The sequence below is a fragment of the Algibacter sp. Ld11 genome (assembly GCF_045066735.1).
Taxonomy (GTDB): domain Bacteria; phylum Bacteroidota; class Bacteroidia; order Flavobacteriales; family Flavobacteriaceae; genus Algibacter.
This window is the reverse complement of the sequence record NZ_JBISHH010000011.1, coordinates 155513-175749: the sequence shown is the minus strand read 5'-3', so window position 1 is coordinate 175749 and position 20237 is coordinate 155513. Positions and strand designations below refer to the sequence as shown.

At 32.9% G+C, this 20237-nt stretch carries 14 protein-coding genes and 2 tRNA genes; 13 read left to right on the top strand and 3 right to left on the bottom strand.

Annotation, left to right across the window (positions count from 1 at the left end):
- Window positions 1-78 precede the first annotated feature (78 nt).
- Window positions 79-1137: a lactonase family protein gene (locus tag ACJJV4_RS06190; RefSeq protein ID WP_405292590.1), complete on the bottom strand. Its 1059-nt coding sequence runs from the start codon at window positions 1135-1137 to the stop codon at window positions 79-81.
- 199 nt (window positions 1138-1336) lie between these two features.
- Here ACJJV4_RS06190 and ACJJV4_RS06185 point away from each other — a divergent pair, with 199 nt between their 5' ends.
- The 11 genes from ACJJV4_RS06185 (at window position 1337) to ACJJV4_RS06135 (ending at window position 15718) form a co-directional block, all read left to right on the top strand.
- Window positions 1337-1786 (top strand): PA2169 family four-helix-bundle protein, encoded by a 450-nt coding sequence (locus ACJJV4_RS06185; RefSeq protein WP_405292589.1) that lies wholly within the window; start codon window positions 1337-1339, stop codon window positions 1784-1786.
- 188 nt (window positions 1787-1974) lie between these two features.
- Window positions 1975-6363 carry a DNA polymerase III subunit alpha gene (dnaE, locus tag ACJJV4_RS06180; protein ID WP_405292588.1) on the top strand — a complete coding sequence of 1463 codons (4389 nt, stop codon included), beginning with the start codon at window positions 1975-1977 and terminating at the stop codon, window positions 6361-6363.
- A 178-nt stretch (window positions 6364-6541) separates the two neighbouring features.
- Window positions 6542-7273, top strand: a complete 732-nt coding sequence (locus ACJJV4_RS06175) for a hypothetical protein (protein WP_405292586.1) — start codon at window positions 6542-6544, stop codon at window positions 7271-7273.
- A 9-nt stretch (window positions 7274-7282) separates the two neighbouring features.
- Window positions 7283-10045, top strand: a complete 2763-nt coding sequence (locus ACJJV4_RS06170; RefSeq protein WP_405292584.1) for a carboxypeptidase-like regulatory domain-containing protein — start codon at window positions 7283-7285, stop codon at window positions 10043-10045.
- Between the two features lie 2 nt (window positions 10046-10047).
- Entirely contained in the window at window positions 10048-11265 is a 1218-nt protein-coding gene (locus ACJJV4_RS06165; RefSeq protein ID WP_405292583.1) for a DUF4249 domain-containing protein, read from the top strand.
- Window positions 11253-13007, top strand: a complete 1755-nt coding sequence (locus ACJJV4_RS06160) for a hypothetical protein (RefSeq protein WP_405292582.1) — start codon at window positions 11253-11255, stop codon at window positions 13005-13007. Before ACJJV4_RS06165 ends, ACJJV4_RS06160 begins: the two co-directional genes overlap by 13 nt.
- Before the next feature lie 259 nt (window positions 13008-13266).
- The gene (trxA, locus tag ACJJV4_RS06155; protein WP_042496930.1) at window positions 13267-13584 is read left to right on the top strand and encodes a thioredoxin; all 318 of its coding nucleotides are present in this window, start codon (window positions 13267-13269) and stop codon (window positions 13582-13584) included.
- 85 nt (window positions 13585-13669) lie between these two features.
- The gene (locus tag ACJJV4_RS06150) at window positions 13670-14215 is read left to right on the top strand and encodes a ClpP family protease (RefSeq protein ID WP_405292581.1); all 546 of its coding nucleotides are present in this window, start codon (window positions 13670-13672) and stop codon (window positions 14213-14215) included.
- Window positions 14216-14325: 110 nt separating this feature from the next.
- Window positions 14326-15255: a DUF58 domain-containing protein gene (locus ACJJV4_RS06145; protein ID WP_405292580.1), complete on the top strand. Its 930-nt coding sequence runs from the start codon at window positions 14326-14328 to the stop codon at window positions 15253-15255.
- Window positions 15256-15336: 81 nt separating this feature from the next.
- Window positions 15337-15410, top strand: a tRNA-Asp gene (locus ACJJV4_RS06140).
- 234 nt (window positions 15411-15644) lie between these two features.
- Window positions 15645-15718, top strand: a tRNA-Asp gene (locus ACJJV4_RS06135).
- A 398-nt stretch (window positions 15719-16116) separates the two neighbouring features.
- Here ACJJV4_RS06135 and ACJJV4_RS06130 read toward each other — a convergent pair.
- Window positions 16117-16551, bottom strand: coding sequence for a hypothetical protein (locus ACJJV4_RS06130; protein WP_405292579.1), 435 nt, complete (start codon window positions 16549-16551; stop codon window positions 16117-16119).
- Between the two features lie 104 nt (window positions 16552-16655).
- Window positions 16656-17891 (bottom strand): 3-deoxy-D-manno-octulosonic acid transferase, encoded by a 1236-nt coding sequence (locus tag ACJJV4_RS06125; RefSeq protein ID WP_405292578.1) that lies wholly within the window; start codon window positions 17889-17891, stop codon window positions 16656-16658.
- A gap of 160 nt (window positions 17892-18051) precedes the next feature.
- Here ACJJV4_RS06125 and ACJJV4_RS06120 point away from each other — a divergent pair, with 160 nt between their 5' ends.
- Both ACJJV4_RS06120 and galE read left to right on the top strand, forming a co-directional pair.
- A complete protein-coding gene (locus ACJJV4_RS06120) occupies window positions 18052-19206 on the top strand; it encodes a DegT/DnrJ/EryC1/StrS family aminotransferase (RefSeq protein ID WP_405292577.1) in 1155 nt (384 codons plus the stop codon).
- Window positions 19199-20221, top strand: a complete 1023-nt coding sequence (gene galE, locus ACJJV4_RS06115; RefSeq protein WP_405292576.1) for a UDP-glucose 4-epimerase GalE — start codon at window positions 19199-19201, stop codon at window positions 20219-20221. The genes ACJJV4_RS06120 and galE overlap by 8 nt, the downstream gene beginning before the upstream one ends.
- The last annotated feature ends 16 nt before the right edge of the window (window positions 20222-20237 follow it).

The following is a 20237-nucleotide window of genomic DNA, read 5'->3' as shown; positions in this document are numbered from 1 at the left end:
AAGGGCGCAAATATACTATAAAAATTTAATTATCAGCTTATTATTTCTTTTCAAATTACTTTAAAATAGATTCTTCTGTTAGAAAAGTAAACAAACTGGAGTTGGTACTGCGTAATCTTTTGAAAATGTGAGCTTTCCGGTAGTCGAATCGATACTGTAAACAGCAATGTTATTACTTTTTCTATTGGCTACAAGTACAAATTTACCAGTAGGATCTAAAGTGAAGTTTCTAGGCCAATCGCCATGAACGCTAATGTTTTGAATTTTATCGATTGTTCCCGTTTTTATATTTCTTTTAAAAACAGCAATGGAGTTTTCGCCACGGTTAGAACCGTATAAAAAACGCTCGTCTTTAGATAAGTGAATGTCTGCGCAGGAGTTCTTTCCGGTGTAGTTTTCATCCAAAGTAGAGTCATGGTCTATTTGCTTGAATCCTTTTTTTGTTTTTTTAGCTGTAGTTATTGAACTTCCGTATTCATTTATTATATAAATAAACTTTCCATTTTTGCTTATTGAAAAGTGCCGAGGTCCAGGGTTGCCTTCCGTTTTAATAATGCTGGAAGATTTTAATTGATACGCATCTTTTTTTAATTGGTATTGATATACGCCGTTTCGACCCAAATCTGAAACAAATAAATCTTTTTTATAAAATTGTGCTGAATGGGCGTGCGATTTCTCAGATTTCGAGTTGTGGTCAAAAACTTGCGACGCTTCATTTAAACTCCCATCATCATTTAAATTATAAATAGAAACGGTACCTGCACCATAATTAGAAACTACTGCTTTTGTACTATTTGTATTTACCGATACATGGCAAGGCCCTCTACCATTACTACTTTGTGTGTTTAAAAACTCAAGTTTTCCGTTAGGTTTTAATTTAAATGCGGTTACGGCACTTTTTTGGCCTTCACTAACCGAATAAATCACTTTTTTATTTTTAGAAAATGTTAAAAATGACGGGTTTTCTGTAGCTATAGCTAATTCTTTTTCGCTTAACTCTCCGGTTTCTGTGTTAAATTGAAGTCGATAAATCCCTTCGCTCTCATAATTGGTGTATGTGCCAACGTAGAGTGGTGTGTTTTGAGCGTAAAAATTAAAAAAGGATAAGGATGTGAGTAGTAAGAATATTTTTTTCATGAAAAGGTGTTCTATTTATTTAGCTTAATTATGCTAATTTATGATAAAATATGCTGTGTTTTGTTAATCAATCATAAAGTAATTTAAAATACTGTTAAATGGTTTTATAAAGGGTGTTTGCGCTATTATTTTTGTGTTTAAAATGGCATGACATAAGCGTGTCTAGATAATTTGTTAAATTTTTAAATGACGTATAATTATGCATTACTCAGAAAAAATATCGAAGCAATTGAATGCTTTGTTGGTTAAAAATTACGATGCAGAGAAAAGTTATCTGAGTGCAGCAGAAAATGTAGAAAACCGAACATTAATAGAGTTTTTTGTACGGCAGTCTGTTGAGCGAAGATTGTTTGCTCAAGATATAAAAAAAGAAATTTTACGATATGGTAAAGCCCCTAAAATTTCAGGAAGCTTTATGGGTGATTTGAATAAAATTACCATTAGTTTTAAGGCGATGTTTAGTTCTAATAATGTAGATTTGATTTTGCGTGAAGCCGTTAAAAGAGATATTGCTAATTTGGCAAAATATAACGAAGTACTTAAAGATAGAATTCTACCAACTCGTATTGTGACTCTGTTAGTAAAACAAAAAAATGCTATAGAATTTGCCATATCATCGAGAAAGGTTGAAATGAAACTTGTTCCATAATTGGTATGGTATTCTATTATAGTTGTTTATAGATTAATTTTAATTTGTTCAAAACTCTTTAAGGCCTCGGGTTAAAAAAGAAAATATTCTCTGTATTTTTATAAACTTTTTCTAATCAAATTTTCGTTGTAAAAACAAAGAAAGTTTTAAAGGTTAAATAGCTTAATTTCAAAAGACTAAAATACGGCATGTACTTAATTTTCGATACAGAAACTACCGGATTACCAAAGCGTTGGGACGCACCGATAACAGATACAGATAACTGGCCTAGGTGTATACAGATTGCTTGGCAACTCCATGATGATATGGGGAACTGTATTGAACATCAAGATTATTTGGTGAAACCTGAGGGGTTTAATATTCCTTATGATGCTGAAAAAATCCATGGTATTTCTACGGAATTAGCACAAGAACAAGGTGTTCCGTTAGCCGAAGTTTTGGAGAAATTTAATGAGGCTTTAGGTAAAACCAAATTTGTGGTTGGTCAAAATGTAAAGTTCGATTTAAATATTATGGGCGCCGAGTTTGTGCGTGGTGATGTAGAAAACCCATTGCAAGAACTTCCTGTTTTGGATACGTGTACGGAGCATACAGCTAAATTATGTGAAATTCCTGGTGGACGTTATGGTAAGTTTAAATTACCAACATTATCAGAGTTGCACGAGCATTTGTTTAATGTTGGATTCTCGGAAGCGCATAATGCCACTGCCGATGTGGAGGCAACAACGCGCTGTTTTTTCGAATTGCTACGTTTAGGGGAGTATACCAAAGCGCAGTTAGATGTTGAGCCAGAGTATTTTCAGGATTTTAATGCGGCAAATCCAACCACTATTGATCTTATTGGTTTAAAGCACATAAACCTCAAACGTGAAAGTGCAAAAATTCTTGAGCGTATCAAGAAAAGTGAAAGTAGCGATTTATCTTCTGAAGATATTAAACAGAATGTTTCTGCTTTAGCCGATGTCGATTTTGTTCATCTACATAATCATTCACAATTTTCGGTATTACAATCAACAATGGGAGTTGCCGATATTGTTTCGGCGGCAGCCGAATATAATATGGAAGCTGTAGCACTTACCGATCATGCAAACATGATGGGAGCTTTTCACTTTGTAAATGCTGTAAATAAGCATAACGGCGGCGTAAAAGCTAAAAAGAAAGAAGCAGAAATTACAGGGGCTACAGTTACAGCAAAAGAAATGAAACCTATTATTGGTTGTGAGTTTTTTGTGTGTGAAAATCATTTAGATAAGTCGAGAAAAGATAATGGTTATCAAATTGTGATAATCGCTAAAAATAAAAATGGGTATCATAATCTAGCAAAGTTATCATCACATGCCTTTGTAAATGGATTTTATTATATCCCTAGAATTGATAAGAAGTTAATTGAAGAATATAAAGAAGATTTAATTGTTTTAACAGGGAATTTATATGGTGAAGTACCAAGTAAAATTCTGAACATTGGAGAGAATCAAGCCGAGGAAGCTTTGCTTTGGTGGAAAGAACAATTTGGCGACGATTTATATGTGGAGCTTATGCGCCACAATCAAGAAGATGAAGATCGTGTTAACCCAACATTAATCTCACTCGCAAGAAAGCACGATGTAAAATTAATAGCTTCTAATAATACTTATTATAGAAAGAAAGCTGATTCTAATGCTCATGATATTTTGTTGTGTGTAAAAGATGGTGAAAAACAAGCAACGCCAATAGGTCGTGGTCGTGGATACCGTTATGGCATGCCAAACCAAGAGTATTATTTTAAATCTCCCGACCAAATGAAAGAGCTTTTTAAGGATGTTCCTGAAGCTATTTCTAATGTACAAGAAGTTGTTGATAAAGTTGAGGCTTATCAATTAGCACGTGATGTATTATTGCCAGCCTTTGATATTCCTGAGCAATTTGTTCATGAAGAAGATAAAGTAGATGGAGGTAAACGCGGTGAGAATGCTTTTTTACGCCATTTAGTTTATGAAGGTGCTAAAAAACGTTATGGAGAAGAACTATCGGAGGTTGTTATAGAACGTCTCGATTTTGAGTTAGGCGTAATTGAAAAAACGGGATATCCAGGGTATTTTCTTATTGTAGAAGATTTTATTCGAGAAGCTCGAAATATGGATGTTTCGGTTGGTCCTGGTCGTGGTTCTGCGGCAGGATCGGTTGCTGCATATTGTTTATGGATTACAAACATTGACCCGCTTAAGTATGATTTACTTTTTGAGCGTTTCCTAAATCCCGATCGTGTAAGTATGCCCGATATTGATATCGATTTTGATGATGAAGGTCGAAGTCGTGTTATGGATTATGTAATCGAGAAATATGGCTCCAACCAAGTGGCACAAATTATTACATATGGTACCATGGCGGCCAAATCGTCTATTCGTGATACCGCACGTGTATTGGATTTACCATTGTTTGATGCCGATAGAATTGCGAAATTAATTCCGAATATGTCTAAGCTCGGAAAGATCTTTGGCCTTTCGGAAAAAGAACTCGGACAAAAATTTAGAGCGGAAGATTTAGAAAAAATTAATGAACTTCTAAATATTTCTGATGGTAGTGATTTACAAGCTGAAACTTTAAACCTCGCTAGAACGCTAGAAGGTTCGGTTAGAAATACAGGAATTCATGCCTGTGGTGTTATTATCACGCCAGATGATATTACCAAATTCGTACCAGTTTCATTAGCGAAAGACTCCGATTTATACGTTACCCAGTTTGATAACTCGGTGGTGGAAGATGCCGGACTGCTAAAAATGGATTTCTTGGGGTTAAAAACATTAACCCTAATTAAGGACACCGTTAAAATAGTAAAGGCTAAGCATGATATTTTGCTTGATCCGGATACTTTTCCTTTAGATGATGAAGAAACATATGCTTTATTCCAACGTGGTGAAACGGTTGGTGTATTTCAGTATGAATCTCCCGGGATGCAAAAACATCTTAAAGATTTAAAGCCTACTGTTTTTGAAGATTTAATTGCCATGAATGCCTTATATCGTCCTGGACCAATGGAGTATATTCCAAGTTTCGTTCGCAGAAAACACGGTGATGAAGATATTGAGTACGATTTACCTGCAATGGAAGAATACCTAAAGGAAACTTATGGTATTACCGTTTACCAAGAGCAAGTAATGCTACTCTCGCAAAGTTTGGCTGGGTTTACTAAAGGTGAAGCCGATGTCTTACGTAAAGCAATGGGTAAAAAGCAAATTGCTGTTCTTGATAAAATGAAACCTAAGTTCATTGAGCAAGCCAGTGCTAATGGACACGATGCTAAAATTTTAGAAAAGGTTTGGAAAGATTGGGAAGCCTTTGCAAGTTACGCCTTTAATAAGTCGCACTCTACATGTTATGCATGGATTGCTTACCAAACGGCTTACTTAAAAGCGCATTACCCTGCAGAATATATGGCTGCTGTTTTATCGAATAACATGAACGATATTAAGCAGGTTACATTCTTTATGGAAGAGTGTAAGCGTATGAAATTAGATGTTCTTGGGCCAGATATAAATGAATCGTTTTATAAGTTCTCAGTTAATAAAGATTATGCCGTCCGTTTTGGAATGGGCGCTATAAAAGGCGTAGGGCATGGTGCTGTAATGACTATTGTAGAGCACAGGGAAAAAGATGGGCCTTACAAGTCTATTTTCGATTTTGCTAAACGCATTGATTTACGTGCTGCTAATAAAAGAGCTTTTGAAAATTTAGCTTTAGCTGGTGGTTTTGATGGTTTAGCCGATACACACCGAGCACAATATTTTCATGATGATGGTGATGGTATTACCTTTTTAGAAAAAGCAATTAAATACGCACACAAGCACAAAGAAAATGAAAACTCAGCACAAGTGAGTTTGTTTGGAGAAGCTAGTGATGTACAAATACCTGAGCCCGAAGTTCCGCCTTGTGAAGAGTGGGGAACCATGGAAAAACTAAGCAAAGAACGTGAGGTTGTTGGGGTTTATATTTCTGGACATCCACTAGACGACTTTAAAACAGAAATGAAAACTTTTTGTAACGGTACTATTGGGATGTTTAATGATTTAAACCTTTATGTAAATCGCGAAATTGTTTTTGGTGGCGTAGTTACCGATGTGCAACATCGTGTAAGCAAACAGGGTAAAGGCTGGGCTATGTTTACTATTGAAGATTATACGGATAGTTTTGAGTTTAGAGTTTTTGGCGAAGAGTACTTAAAGTTTAGACACTTTTTCATGATTAATAGCTTTGTGTTTGTAAAAACCTTTGTTCGAGAAGGTTGGACTAATAAAGATACAGGTAAGAAAAGTGATCCACGATTGCAGTTTAATAGTTTCCAATTATTGCATGATGTCATGGAGAACTACGCAAAAAAACTTTCTATTCAATTAGATGTTAGAGATTTAACAGAGCAAAAAATTATGGCTTTAAAAGAGTTGCTTAATGAGCATCCAGGAAGTCAAGCACTTAATTTTTTAGTTTATGATATGAAAGAGAAAATTAAGTTACCTATGATTAGTAGAAAACAAAAGGTGAAAGTATGTCAAGAACTCATAACAGAATTAGAGGTGCAGCAAGTTAAGTATAAGTTAAATTAGTTTTATTTTTTTCAGTGATTTTGATTTTTTGATTAATAATTCTCACTGTTTTATTGTTTTTGTTAAAAAATGTGCATAGTTTAGCTTACTAGTTAATATGTTTTTAAACTGTTATTAACAGTCATTTAAATGGCTGTTTTTTTATTTTGTTTAAATATATGTTATAATAGAAAGTTTTATGAGGCCATTGCTCTTATTGTATTTAGTTTGCTTGTTTTCTTCTAATTTGCTGACTTCGCAACCCAATTATATTGATAAAAATCCAAATTATTATAGTGTTTTAGATTCTTTTTCTAAAGAGGAAAATAGAAGTATTTATAACGGATTAGAATATTTTGATATTTATAGATGTTGGGATACAGATAATAATAAATTCTATCAAAGTTATGATTTTTTTAATGGTACCGTTGTTTATGACGGTGAGCCATTTTTTAATTTAAAATTGAAGTATAATCTCTTAGACGATTTAATAATTCTAGAGTTTGTAAATAAAAAAGTTAATTATTTACAATTAAACTCTAATATGGTAGAATCGTTTTTTTTGGGTGATTCTAAATTTGTTCGATTACCAATAAATGAAGAGTTAACTTCTTTTTATGGTAATGGTTTTTTTAAAGAAATTAATAATACTGGCACTAAATACAAGTTGTATGTTAAATTGAAAAAAGAAAAGCATAAAATAATTAAAGACAATAAGCTTTATTATACATTTAATGAGAAAGCAACCTATGTTTTGTGTTTTGATGATCAATTTTTAAAAATCAATTCTAAAAAGGATTTAATAAAGGGAATACCCTTAAGAAAAAAAGAAATTCAAACATTTTACAGTAAAAATAATCGACTCTATAAAAGAGATAAAGAATTGTTTTACGAAAAGCTTTTTAATCAATTAAATAATTTAGAAAAGTAAAATTGTAATATGATTAGAACAGTATTTACTTGGTTGTTTATTTTGATGGCACAAACAATCATCTGTCAAACAGATAAAGAGATAACAATAGAATTTATTGGTGTTAACAGATTAGAAGCGCTTAAGGATCTTGAGAAAAAAGTTGATTATAAGTTTTATTTTGAAGCAGGTTGGTTTGATGATTCAAAAGTTACAAAATCGTTTACAAATGCTACTTTAGAGTTTATTTTAACTGAACTATTAGAAGAGACGTCTATTAATTTTCTATTATTTGAAGAGAGAGTTATTTTAACTAAAAATAATGCCATCATAGATCAATTACCTCCGGGTTTAAACGGGGTTGTTGAAACTAATGAATCTAGCTCCGTCGTGTCTAGTGTTAATAAAACACCCGTTTTTCAAAAACAGTATAAATCAAATTCATCTAATAGTAATAAAGTTATATCTATAGGTAAAGAGACTAAAAACCGTAATATAGATAAGGTTTCTATTTCCGGGCATATTAGAGATGCTAATAACTTCAAAGGCATAGATAACTTGGTTTTGTATGTAAAAAATAAAAACATTAACACAACTACAGATGCATCTGGGTTTTATACTTTGGAACTTCCTTTAGGAGAAAATATATTAGAAACGTCTTCACTTTCTTATGGTAAAACAAGTAGAACGCTTTTGGTTTATGGAGAAGGAACCTTAGACTTTATGTTATCAGAATCTGCTGAATATTTAGATGAGGTTGTTATAGAGTCTGGTAGAGATGATAATATTAGAAAAGCTGAAGTAGGTGTTACTAGAATAGAAGTAGAGGGAATAAAAAATATTCCGCTAGTATTAGGCGAACGAGATGTGCTTAAGGTAGCTACAACAATGCCTGGTATAAAAACGGCAGGAGAAGGCGCGTTAGGTTATAATGTTAGAGGTGGTAAAGTTGATCAGAATTTGATACTTTTTGATGGTGCTACCATGTATAATCCTTCTCACTTTTTTGGTGTGTTTTCAGCTATCAACCCTTTTGCTACGGGGAGCGTAAATATTTATAAAGGGAGCATTCCTGCGGAGTATGGTGGTCGACTTTCATCAGTAATAGATATTTCAACTAAGGAAGCGAATAATGAGAAATTTTCTGGTGAAGGTAATATTGGCCCTGTAACAGGAAATTTAATGTTAGAAATACCGGTTGTTGAAGGTAAAGCATCTGTTCTAGCAGGAGTTAGAGCAACGTATTCAGATTGGGTTCTTAAGGCTGTTTCCGAGGAGTCTATTAAAAATAGTAAAGCTAATTTTTATGATGCTATTTTAAAGTATAATCATAAAATTAATGATAAAAACGATATACAGGGAACAGGTTATTTTAGTAACGACCAGTTTAGTATTACTTCAGATTCTATTTATGAATACAGTAATAAGCTTGCTTCATTAAAATGGAGTCATGAATTTGATAAAAAAAATAGAGCAACATTGCAATTGGCAACAAGTGAGTATAAATTTAATATAGTTTACGATGGTGATTTTAATCGAAATTTTGATTATGGTTACAGCATTAATGAGACAGAATTGAAGCTAAATGCAAAATATTTACATAGTAAAAAACATAAATTCGGATATGGTTTTAGTAGTAAGTTTTACTCTATAAAACCAGGTAGTATTGAGCCTTTAGGAGACGAGTCTGTAATTGAAAGGCAAAGTGTAGATCAAGAAAAAGGTTTAGAATCTGCTGTTTTTATTTCAGATTTAATTGAAGTAAATAAAAAATTATTATTAGATGTTGGGTTTAGGTACTCTATATACGCCGCTTTAGGAGCAAGTACTCAAAATATTTATGATGTATCGCAACCTAAAAGTGAAGAATCGATCATTGAAGCTAAAACATATAGCAAAAATGAGGTAATTAAAACTTATGGAGGTCCCGAATATCGAATCTCTGCTCGATATGAATTAAAGCCAGATTTATCAATAAAAGCTGGTTACAATAAAACCATTCAGTACTCACATCTACTGTCTACAAATTCAACAGCTTCGCCTGTAGATTCATGGAAGTTGTCAGATTTGAATATAGAGCCTCAGCGTGCCGAGCAGTATTCTTTGGGAGTATTCAAAAACTTTGATGACGGGTTGTATGAGTTAAGTCTTGAAGGGTATTATAAGAAAATGAATAATTTATTAGATTTTAAAACAGGAGCTCAGGTGTTTTTAAATGAAGATATAGAAACAGAATTGCTTCAAGGTAAAGGCAAAGCATACGGCGGAGAAGTATTATTAAAAAAGGAAAAGGGGAAATTTAATGGATGGATAGGGTATTCATATTCTCGATCTTTTGTTAAACTCGATAGTGATATTTTAAGTAATCAAGTAAATAATGGGGAGTATTTTTCTGCAAACCAAGACCGACCGCACGACCTTAGTATAATTTCAAACTATAGACTCACCAAACGTTATAGTTTTTCTTTAAATTTCAATTATCAAACGGGGCGCCCTATTACTTACCCTGTAGGGAAATATAACTATAACGGTAGCGAGCATGTTTTGTATAGTGATAGAAATGAACATAGAATTCCTGATTATTACCGTTTGGATTTAGGAGTAAATATTGAGGGGAATCATAAAAACGTGAAATTGGCTCATAGTTTTTGGAATATTTCGGTTTATAATGTTTTAGGCAGAAATAATCCGTACTCTGTGTTTTTTGTAAATAATTCAGGAGAAATTAAGGCTTACAAATCATCTATATTTTCTGTTCCTGTTCCTACAGTAACTTATAATTTTAAATTTTAAAAATGAAATTAAATAAATTATATACTCATATTTTTTTGTTGTTTGGCTTTTGTTTTCTTTTTAATTGTACCGAAGAAATTCAATTATCAACCGAAAATTTTAAAAATGTTTTGGTGGTTGAAGCTACAATAACAGATGAATTTAAAACTCAAGAAGTAAAAGTTACAAGTACTTTTCTTTTAGAAAGTGATACACCGGTTTTTGATGCTGGTGCCAGTGTACAGGTTGCAACTAGTAGTAAAACTTATAATTTCCATCATGTTGGTGAGGGAGTTTTTTATTCAGATGAACAATTTCAAGCTATTAAAGATGAAAGCTATAAATTATTAATTACAACTTCCGATGGTAAAAAGTATTATTCTAATTCTGAGGTGTTGGCTCCTAAAGCAGAGTTGGAAAACTTGTATGCAGAATTGGGGAGCTCAGAAGAAGGTAGTGGAGTTTATGTTTTAGTCGATAGTAATAATGATTTAGATGGAGCTGCTTTTTTTAGGTATGAATATGAAGAGACCTATAAAATTGTATCGCCATATTTTAGATTTCAAGATATTTCTATTTCTAATATACAAGGCGTATCTAAAGAACGTACCTATGATATTGATATTGTTGAGAGGCCAGCAGATCAGCAAAACTGTTATAGCACAAATACTTCTACCGAAATTCTTCTCATGAGCGTAAGTAGTTTAAGTGAAAACAGAGTTTCGAGATTTCCAATTAAGTTCATTTCGGAGAATAGCCCTTTTTTGAGAGATAGATATAGTATTTTGGTTAAGCAGTATGTGCAATCGGCCGATGCTAATAACTTTTATAAAATTTTGAAAGAATTAGGGGGAGATAGCGAAAGTGTATTTGTAACGAATCAGCCAGGTTTTGTTCAAGGAAATATTTTTTCTGAAGAAAGTTTAGAAGAAAAAGTTATAGGTTTTTTCGATGTGTCTACGGTTACTTCAAAAAGAATTTATTTTAATTATGCTGATTTTAATTTTGTTTTACCACCGTATTATTTTGATTGTGAGGTAAGATTGCTTGATTACGATAAAGTAGGCAGTGTTGATCCATATCAGCTTGATGAAAGGTCAATTTTATTAACGTTATTAACAGATAATCCTCCGTTTAAATATATTTCAGGTTTTGGTACGCTTTATGAGATTGTTGATCCTGAATGCGGAGATTGTTCAACTTTTGCATCTAACATAAAACCAGAATTTTGGGAAGATTAATTAAACAAATACAGTTTTTTATAGGTGTCGTGGTGTGTCTGTTTGTTATTCAGGCTTCGGGACAAATAAGTAAAGAACAGCTAAGCGAGGTTAGAAAAGTAATACCAACTGAAAAAGTTGTTGTGCATGCTAATAAAAGTGTTTATTTGGCAGGCGAAACTCTGTATTATAAATTTTATAGTTTAACAACAAACAATAAGCCAAGTGATGTTAGTGATGTTGGATATGTACAGTTAATTGGCGCAAATAATTATTTGCTGTTTGAACATAAATTAAATTTAGAAAAAGGATTAGCAAGTAGTGATTTTTTTATGCCATCTAGTATTAATACGGGACACTATAAATTATTAGGTTATACTAAATGGATGGAGAATAATGTTTCTTCACCATTTTTCGTAAAGGATATTTATGTAATAAATCCGTTTACTGTAAATGGTAGGTTGTTTCAAGAAAATCAAAATAATACTAAAAATACGGTACGTATAATAAGAAATGAAAATGTAACAAATAATTTCGATAATCAAGTTGATAAAATAAGTCTAGATATAGAAAAGCAATCTTACGCAACACGAAGTAAGGTTGTTGTTAATTTGAAAAGTAATTTGGGAGATGTTTATAATGGAAATTATTCACTCTCTATTCAGCAAATCGATTCTTTAAAACTTGATACATACGAACAAGTCAATGAAAGTGTAAAAGATATTAATGGTTTTTATCTGCCTGAAATTAGAGGTGAAATTATTTCTGGGAAAGTGTTTAGTAGAAAAGATGGAACGTTGGCTACAGATAAAATTGTAACATTAACAATGCCCGGAAAAGATTATATTTTTAAGAATGTTAAAACAAATGATGTCGGAGCTTTTTATTTTAATCTTTATGAAAACTATAAAGGTGGGGTAGCTTTAATTCAGGTGCAAGATGTTTATAAAGATCAATATAATGTTGTTTTAGATTCAGAATCATTTTTATACTCTAAGGATTTAAAGTTTAATGAGGTTAAGTTAGATACTAATATTAAGCCGTGGTTGTTAAAACAAAGTATTCGTAGACAAGTAGAGAATGCTTATGCTAACTCTAAAAAGGACAGTGTTGTGTATAGGGTGCCTGAAGGTGTTTTTTATGATAAGCCATCCCTAACTTATGTTTTAGATGATTATAAAAGGTTTTCAACGGTTAGAGAAACATTTGTGGAGGTTATTCAAAACGCGGCTATTAGAGAGTCTAAAGAAGGTTATAGTTTTAGGGTTAACGCGTTAGTAGAATTTAAAAATAGCGCCTTTAAAGATTATGATCCATTAGTTTTAGTTGATGGGTATTTAATTCAGGATAATGCAGATATAGTAGATTTTGATTGTGATAAAATAGAATCTGTAAGTTTAGTGCGTGGTATTTATTTTTCTGGACCGGTAATTTATAATGGTGTTTTAGATTTTAAAACAAAAAAGGGAAATTTTAAGCCTTTACATAATAACGAAGGTTTAGTAGCATTTAATATTGAGGCTCCGCAAGCGTCAAAATTATATTATCATCCTAATTATACTGTTGAAAACGAAAGTTTAAAAAGAATTCCCGATTATAGAACACAATTATTGTGGGTTCCAAATTTAGAGTTGAAAAAAGAGAACAATACAATAGAATTTTACACATCAGATGTTATTGGAGATTTTGAAATAGTTTTAGAAGGGTATTCTGCAAATGGTGATTACCTTAAATCTAAGCGTGTAATTCAGGTTGGTAATTAAAAATTATTAATTCAAAGCCTGAAATTTAAAACCTATTCTAAATAGCGCTAGGGATTGAACGACATGTTTAAGCTCCCCGACGATAGGAGGGAGCGAGTAGTGAAAGCCCGACCCTTGCGGTAGCGCCAAAATATACTATTAAATAGCTGTACTCAATGCCATTATAGGGAAAACAAATGATAGCTTTGTAAGGATTCGAGAAATTTTTGACTAAATTTGTGTTATTAAAATGAATTAAGAACTTAAAAATATAAATATTATGGCATTAGAAATTACGGATGCAACGTTTGAAGAAACGGTTTTAAAAAGTGATAAACCGGTATTAGTTGATTTTTGGGCAGCTTGGTGTGGACCATGTAGAATGGTTGGACCAGTTATTGAAGAAATTAGCAGTGAGTACGAAGGAAAAGCCGTTGTTGGTAAAGTAGACGTAGATGCAAATCAAGAATTTGCTGCAAAATATGGAGTACGTAACATTCCTACTGTTTTGGTTTTTCAAAACGGTGAGGTTGTTGGTCGTCAAGTAGGTGTAGCGCCTAAAGCGACTTACGCAGAAGCGATTGATGCGCTTTTATAACATATACTAAAAGAAAAATTGAAAAGGTTTGCCGTAATGGTGAACCTTTTTTTATTTTAGATGAAAATTAAAAGATATTAAAAAGATGAGTGGACATAAAAAAATTCAAGACGCAATAGACAGTAATTTTATAGAGCAACGTAAAGTGTTTTTATGGGGTCAGGTTGATGATCATTCTGCAAAGCATGTTGTAGATAGGTTAATGTATTTAGATGCTTTAGGTACCGAAGATATTACGCTTTATATTAATAGCCCTGGAGGTTATGTAACTTCTGGTTTTGCTATTTACGATTGTATTAAATCTTTAAAAAGTGAGGTTTCTACAGTTTGTACGGGGTTTGCCGCATCTATGGGGTCTTTAATTTTATCTGCAGGGCAAAAAGGTAAGCGTTTTATACAACCTCACGCTCGTGTTATGATACATCAACCAAGTGGTGGTGCTCGTGGACAAGCTAGTGATATTGAAATTACGGCTAAAGAAATTGTAATTACGAAAGAATTAAGTGCTCAGATTTTAGCAGACAATTGTGGGCAAACATTTGAAAAAGTAATGAAAGATTTTAATCGTGACCATTGGATGGGTGCAGAAGAGTCTGTTGCTTACGGTATTGTAGATCAGGTTGCTAAATAAAAAGAATCAATTTTTGAGAATATAAAAACAGACCGGCTTGTTAAGTTTAACTTCACAACAAGGTCTGTTTTTTTTTGTTTTATAAGTAAAGTGTAATTAACTGTAGTGATATGAATTTGCAAAACGAACTAAATAAGGCGGAAGGTTTTAAAAATCTAGGATTACTTGCTAAGCAAGTAGTAGAGGGGTTTATTGCTGGCATGCATAAAAGTCCGTTTCATGGATTTTCAGCAGAGTTTGCAGAACATAAAATTTATAACCCGGGGGAAAGCACAAGGCATATAGACTGGAAATTATTTGCCAAAACAGAAAAACTGTATACAAAACGCTATGATGATGAAACCAATTTACGTTGCCACATTATTTTGGATAACAGTAGTTCTATGCACTACCCGCAAATGGATAGTTTTTCTATTGATAAATTAAATAAAGTAGGGTTCTCTGCTTTAGCATCTGCAGCTTTAATGCATATGCTTAAAAAACAGCGTGACGCGGTAGGTTTAAGTGTTTATAGTGATACTTACGATTTTTATGCTTCTGAAAAAGGAAGTGAACGTCATCACCAAATGCTTTTGCACGAATTGAGTAATGCGGTGATCTCGAAACCGCTAATGAAGCAAACGCAAACTTATAAGTACCTGCATGAAATAGCAGAAAACATCCATAGACGTTCTTTAATTTTCTTATTTACCGATATGTTTCAAACATCTGAAGATGAGGTTAAGCTTTTTGAAGCATTACGCCATTTAAAATATAATAAACACGAGGTGGTTTTGTTTCATGTTTTTGATAAAGAAAAGGAGTTAAATTTCGATTTTGATAATAAGCCAAAACGTTTTATTGATGTTGAAACAGGCGAACATATTAACCTATATGCCGATTCTATAAAACAAAACTATAGCAAAACGGTAAATAGCTATTTTTCTAATCTGAAGTTGAAATGTGCACAATACAAAATAAAATACGTTGAAGCGGATATAAATAAAAATTTCAATAACATACTGACAACGTACATGGTAGAGCGACAGCGGTTTATTTGATGAATTTTTTTTGAAAAAAATAATAAAAAAAGTTTGTGTGATTTAAAAAAGCGTGTATCTTTGCACTCGCAATAAAGCAACGGTCTGGTAGTTCAGCTGGTTAGAATGTCGCCCTGTCACGGCGAAGGTCGCGGGTTCGAGTCCCGTCCAGACCGCAAAAATTGCAAACAAAGAAGCTCTGAGAAATTAGGGCTTTTTTTGGCAATAAGAAGTTGTGTTGTTCCCGAATTAATTCGGGGAAGTAGTTTTACCAAATTTAGTTTGGTAATCCAATGAGAAGCTTTCCTTTTTTCTGTAAAGAAGATTGGGATGCTTTTTTGTTTTAATTGTAAATTTAAAATTGGTTAGATTATAATAATAGTGTATATTCGCACTCGCAATAAAGCAACGGTCTGGTAGTTCAGCTGGTTAGAATGTCGCCCTGTCACGGCGAAGGTCGCGGGTTCGAGTCCCGTCCAGACCGCAAAAATTGCAAACAAAGAAGCTCTGAGAAATTAGGGCTTTTTTTGGCAATAAGAAGTTGTGTTGTTCCCGAATTAGTTCGGGGAAGTAGTTTGCCAAATTCAGTTTGGTAATCCAATGAGAAGCTTTCCTTTTTTCTGTGAAGAAGATTGGAATGCTTTTTTGTTTATAGAGGTTTTTATGAAAACAATAGGTTTTAAATGAGAGAAGTTATTCGTTTATTATTGTTTTAATATATTGCCAGACGTGTTTTGTAAGTGTTTGAAAATATTTTGAATCGCTTTTTTTTACCTTTATTTAGCGTTAGAAGGAAGGTGTCTTAAATGAAATAAAAAAATAGAGCATAAAAAAGCCACCTTAAAAAAGGTGGCTTTTGAAATTTTAAAGTAATAATAAATATTAGTGCTTTAATTTATCAGCTTCAGCTTTTACAGCGTCAGCAGCTTTGTCTAATTTTTTACCAGCAGCATCAACAGTTTTGTCAACAGCTTCTCCAGTTGCTTTAGCAGCATCATTTACCGCTTCACCAGTTGCGTTTGCAGCATTTCCAGCAGCCTCAACAGCTCCGTCAACAGCATCACCAGTTGCTTTTGCAGCACCTTCTACAGCATCACCTGTAGCTTTAACAGCACTATCAACAGCGTCTCCAGTTGCAGATGCAGCATTTTCTACAGCATCACCTGTAGCTTCAGCAGCATTTTCAATTGCGTTTCCAGTTGCGTCAGCAGCATTTTCCATAGCGTCTTGAATAGAACCTTTTTTCTCATCTCTACAAGAAGTAAAAGACATACCTAGAGCTACTAATAAAGCTGTACTTAATAATAATTTTTTCATTTGTTTGTGTTTTAGTGTTTTATTTTAATTCTGCAAATCTAATATCTTTTAAATCAGATTTGTTAAAATCTGTTAATATTTACAATTTTGACACTAGATTCGAGTTATATACGCAGATAATCGAGGATTTGGATGACGGCACCCTTATTTTTTTTAATATAAGATGAATTATTTTGTCCAGATTGCTTACGAAATGTGGAATTCTCAATTAATTTATCTAGAATTGTGTTAAATTCTTGCTGGTTTTCTATTGAAAATAAGCCTTTTATGTTTATCATGGCTTGAGCTTCAGGGAATTTTTTGTGATTTTTACCAATTATTATAGGAATACCAAACACAGCAGGTTCTAAAGTGTTATGCAGACCTGTAGTTCCCATAGCACCACCAATATAGGCAATATCTGCATAGCTATAAATTTTTGTAAGTATCCCAATTGTGTTTATAATAAACACCTTTGCTGCTTTTAGGTTTTCATTATTTTTTTCTGAAAACAAAACCGAATTAACTTTTAAGTTTTGTTGAAGTTGATTTATTTGTACATCCTTTATATTATGTGGTGCAATGATGAATTTTACATGATCTAGTGTTCGGGAGTTAATATAGTTGGTTAATAGCTTTTCACCTTCTGGCCAGGTACTTCCTGCAACTACGCAAAGTTTATTGTCTTTAAATTTTTCGATAAAATCAAGGTTGTTATCTAATTCTAATTGACTAGTAACTCTATCAAAACGCGTATCTCCAGATACTGAAACTGCATTATAGTTTATTGATTTTAATAGCGTTTTAGAAATTTCGTTTTGTGTAAAAATGTGTTCAAAAGCAAATAAGGCATTTCGTAAATGTTTTCCGTAAAATTTAAAGTATGATTGATTGTTTCTGAAGGCGGCCGAAATGAGAATAGCTCTCAATTTTCTTTTTTTTACTTCATTTAAAAAATTGGGCCAAATATCATATTTCACAAAAATGGTGAGTTCCGGGTTTACAAGATCTAAAAAGGTTTTGGCGTTCTCTTTTGTGTCTATTGGTAAATAGACTACCACGTCGGCAATTGGTGAGTTTTTCCTGATTTCGTAACCCGATGGCGAAAAAAAGGAAAGTACAATTTTATGGTTAGGGTAGTGCGTTCTTAATTTTGTAAAAACAGGTAAACCTTGCTCATACTCTCCTAAAGAAGCGCAGTGAAACCAAAGGGTTTTGTCTGTTTTTTGGAGTTTTGTTTTTAAAGTTTTAAACGTGTTTTTTCTCCCAATAACACCGCTTTTAATTTTTGAGTTAAATGGCGAAATGGCTTCAAGCGCAACGTCTGTTAGTTTTATGAGTATGTTATAAATAAAAGCCAATTTTTTTCTTTGGCGCTAAAATACATTCTTTAAAAGGAATTCATTGCTTAACGTTTATGAATTTTGTAATTTCGTAGCTGTTTAATTATTAATAAACAAACTAAAGGAGTTCATTAAAATGAGTCTTTCATTCAGAAAAAAAGACTTTAATTTATTTTAGATGAAGAAAATTCAAATGGTTGACCTTAAAGGTCAGTACAACGATATTAAAGATGTCATTAATCCTTCTATACAAGAAGTTATTGAAACCACCGCATTTGTAAACGGACCACAAGTTCACAAATTTCAGAGTAATTTAGAGCAATATTTAGGAGTAAAGCACGTAATTCCATGTGCCAATGGTACCGATGCTTTACAAATAGCCATGATGGGGTTAGGTTTAAAACCAGGTGATGAGGTTATTACTGTAGATTTTACCTTTGCAGCTACCGTTGAGGTAATTGCTTTACTGCAATTAACGCCTGTTTTGGTTGATGTAAACGAAGATGATTTTAACATTAATATTGAAGCTTTAAAAGCAGCTATTACACCAAAGACTAAAGCTATTGTGCCTGTGCATTTATTTGGGCAATGTGCCAATATGGAGGCGGTCATGGAAATAGCAGAAGCTCATAATTTATTTGTAATTGAAGATAATGCGCAAGCCATTGGAGCAAATTACACTTATAAAAATGGTAAAAAAGTAAAAGCAGGTACTATCGGAAATGTTGGAGCAACTTCATTTTTCCCTTCTAAAAACTTAGGGTGCTATGGAGATGGCGGCGCTATTTTTACAAATGATGATGCTTTGGCGCACACCATTCGAGGTATTGTAAATCATGGTATGTACGAGCGTTACCATCATGATGTTGTTGGAGTAAATTCTCGTTTAGATAGTATTCAGGCTGCAGTTTTAAATGCTAAGTTGCCGCACTTGGATAACTACAATAAATCGAGACAAGCATCTGCTAGAAAATATAATAAAGCTTTTAAAGGTATAGCGAGTATTGTGACGCCTAAAGTTTCTAATAATTGTTCTGAGATTTGTGACACATGTGATTGTCATGTTTTTCATCAATATACATTGCGAGTAAAAGGTGTCGATCGTGATGCTTTAGTGAAACATTTACAAGCGAATGATATTCCTTGTGGTGTGTATTATCCAATTCCTTTGCATAAACAAAAAGCATACTTAGATTCTCGATATAACGAGGCAGATTTTGGTGTAACCAATCAATTAGTGAAAGACGTTATTTCTTTACCTATGCATACTGAGTTAGAAGATGATCAAATTGAATTTATAACATCAACTATAATAAAATTTATAAATGGATAAGGTATTAGTAACAGGAGGTCTGGGTTTTATTGGGTCTCATACGGTTGTGGAATTACAAAACGAAGGTTACGAAGTTGTAATTATTGACGATTTATCAAACTCTTCAGAAAAAGTATTAGATGGTATTGTTGCCATTACTGGGAAGAAACCTGTGTTTGAAAAATTAGATTTAAAAGAAAAAGATAAAGTTGAAGCCTTTTTTGCAAAGCATAGCGATGTAAAAGGTGTAATACATTTTGCAGCAAGTAAAGCAGTTGGAGAAAGTGTAAGTGAACCATTGAAGTATTATGAAAATAATATTGGAACGTTAGTTTACATTTTAAAAGAATTAAGAAAATTGCCGTCTGCAGGATTCATTTTTAGTTCATCTTGTACTGTATACGGGCAAGCGGATGAATTGCCTATAACGGAAAATGCGCCAGTAAAACAAGCAGAATCTCCTTATGGAAACACGAAGCAAATTGGTGAAGAAATTATAAAGGACACTTGTAAAGTGTCGCCTAACTTAAAAGCGATAGCTTTACGTTATTTTAATCCCGTTGGAGCGCACGAATCTGTTGAGATTGGAGAGCTACCAATAGGAGTGCCACAAAACTTAGTGCCATTTATTACACAAACTGGAATTGGTTTACGTGAAGAACTTTCGGTTTTTGGTGACGATTATCCAACACCAGATGGAACGTGTATTCGTGATTACATTCATGTGGTAGATTTAGCAAAAGCACACGTAATTGCTTTAAAACGTTTATTGGAAGGTAAGAATAAATCTAGTTACGAAACGTTTAACTTAGGCACAGGAACAGGGAGTTCTGTTCTAGAAGTTATAAAATCTTTCGAGAAAGTTTCTGGTGAAAAACTGAATTATAAAATTGTAGGTAGAAGGGAAGGCGATATTATTTCGGCTTATGCAGATACTGATAAAGCAAATAATGAATTAGGTTGGAAAACAGAATTATCTTTAGATGATGCCATGCGTTCTGCATGGAAATGGGAATGTAAGGTAAGAGGTAAATAGATTATTAAAATATTGT

What these genes read in the sequence shown, in the direction of transcription:
- ACJJV4_RS06165 (WP_405292583.1), top strand. Translation starts at nt 10,048, where the DNA reads ATGAAATTAAATAAATTATATACTCATATTTTTTTGTTGTTTGGCTTT.
- ACJJV4_RS06185 (WP_405292589.1), top strand. Translation starts at nt 1,337, where the DNA reads ATGCATTACTCAGAAAAAATATCGAAGCAATTGAATGCTTTGTTGGTT.
- ACJJV4_RS06150 (WP_405292581.1), top strand. Translation starts at nt 13,670, where the DNA reads ATGAGTGGACATAAAAAAATTCAAGACGCAATAGACAGTAATTTTATA.
- galE (WP_405292576.1), top strand. Translation starts at nt 19,199, where the DNA reads ATGGATAAGGTATTAGTAACAGGAGGTCTGGGTTTTATTGGGTCTCAT.
- ACJJV4_RS06130 (WP_405292579.1), bottom strand. Translation starts at nt 16,551, where the DNA reads ATGAAAAAATTATTATTAAGTACAGCTTTATTAGTAGCTCTAGGTATG.
- ACJJV4_RS06190 (WP_405292590.1), bottom strand. Translation starts at nt 1,137, where the DNA reads ATGAAAAAAATATTCTTACTACTCACATCCTTATCCTTTTTTAATTTT.
- ACJJV4_RS06120 (WP_405292577.1), top strand. Translation starts at nt 18,052, where the DNA reads ATGAAGAAAATTCAAATGGTTGACCTTAAAGGTCAGTACAACGATATT.
- trxA (WP_042496930.1), top strand. Translation starts at nt 13,267, where the DNA reads ATGGCATTAGAAATTACGGATGCAACGTTTGAAGAAACGGTTTTAAAA.
- ACJJV4_RS06175 (WP_405292586.1), top strand. Translation starts at nt 6,542, where the DNA reads ATGAGGCCATTGCTCTTATTGTATTTAGTTTGCTTGTTTTCTTCTAAT.
- dnaE (WP_405292588.1), top strand. Translation starts at nt 1,975, where the DNA reads ATGTACTTAATTTTCGATACAGAAACTACCGGATTACCAAAGCGTTGG.
- ACJJV4_RS06170 (WP_405292584.1), top strand. Translation starts at nt 7,283, where the DNA reads ATGATTAGAACAGTATTTACTTGGTTGTTTATTTTGATGGCACAAACA.
- ACJJV4_RS06145 (WP_405292580.1), top strand. Translation starts at nt 14,326, where the DNA reads ATGAATTTGCAAAACGAACTAAATAAGGCGGAAGGTTTTAAAAATCTA.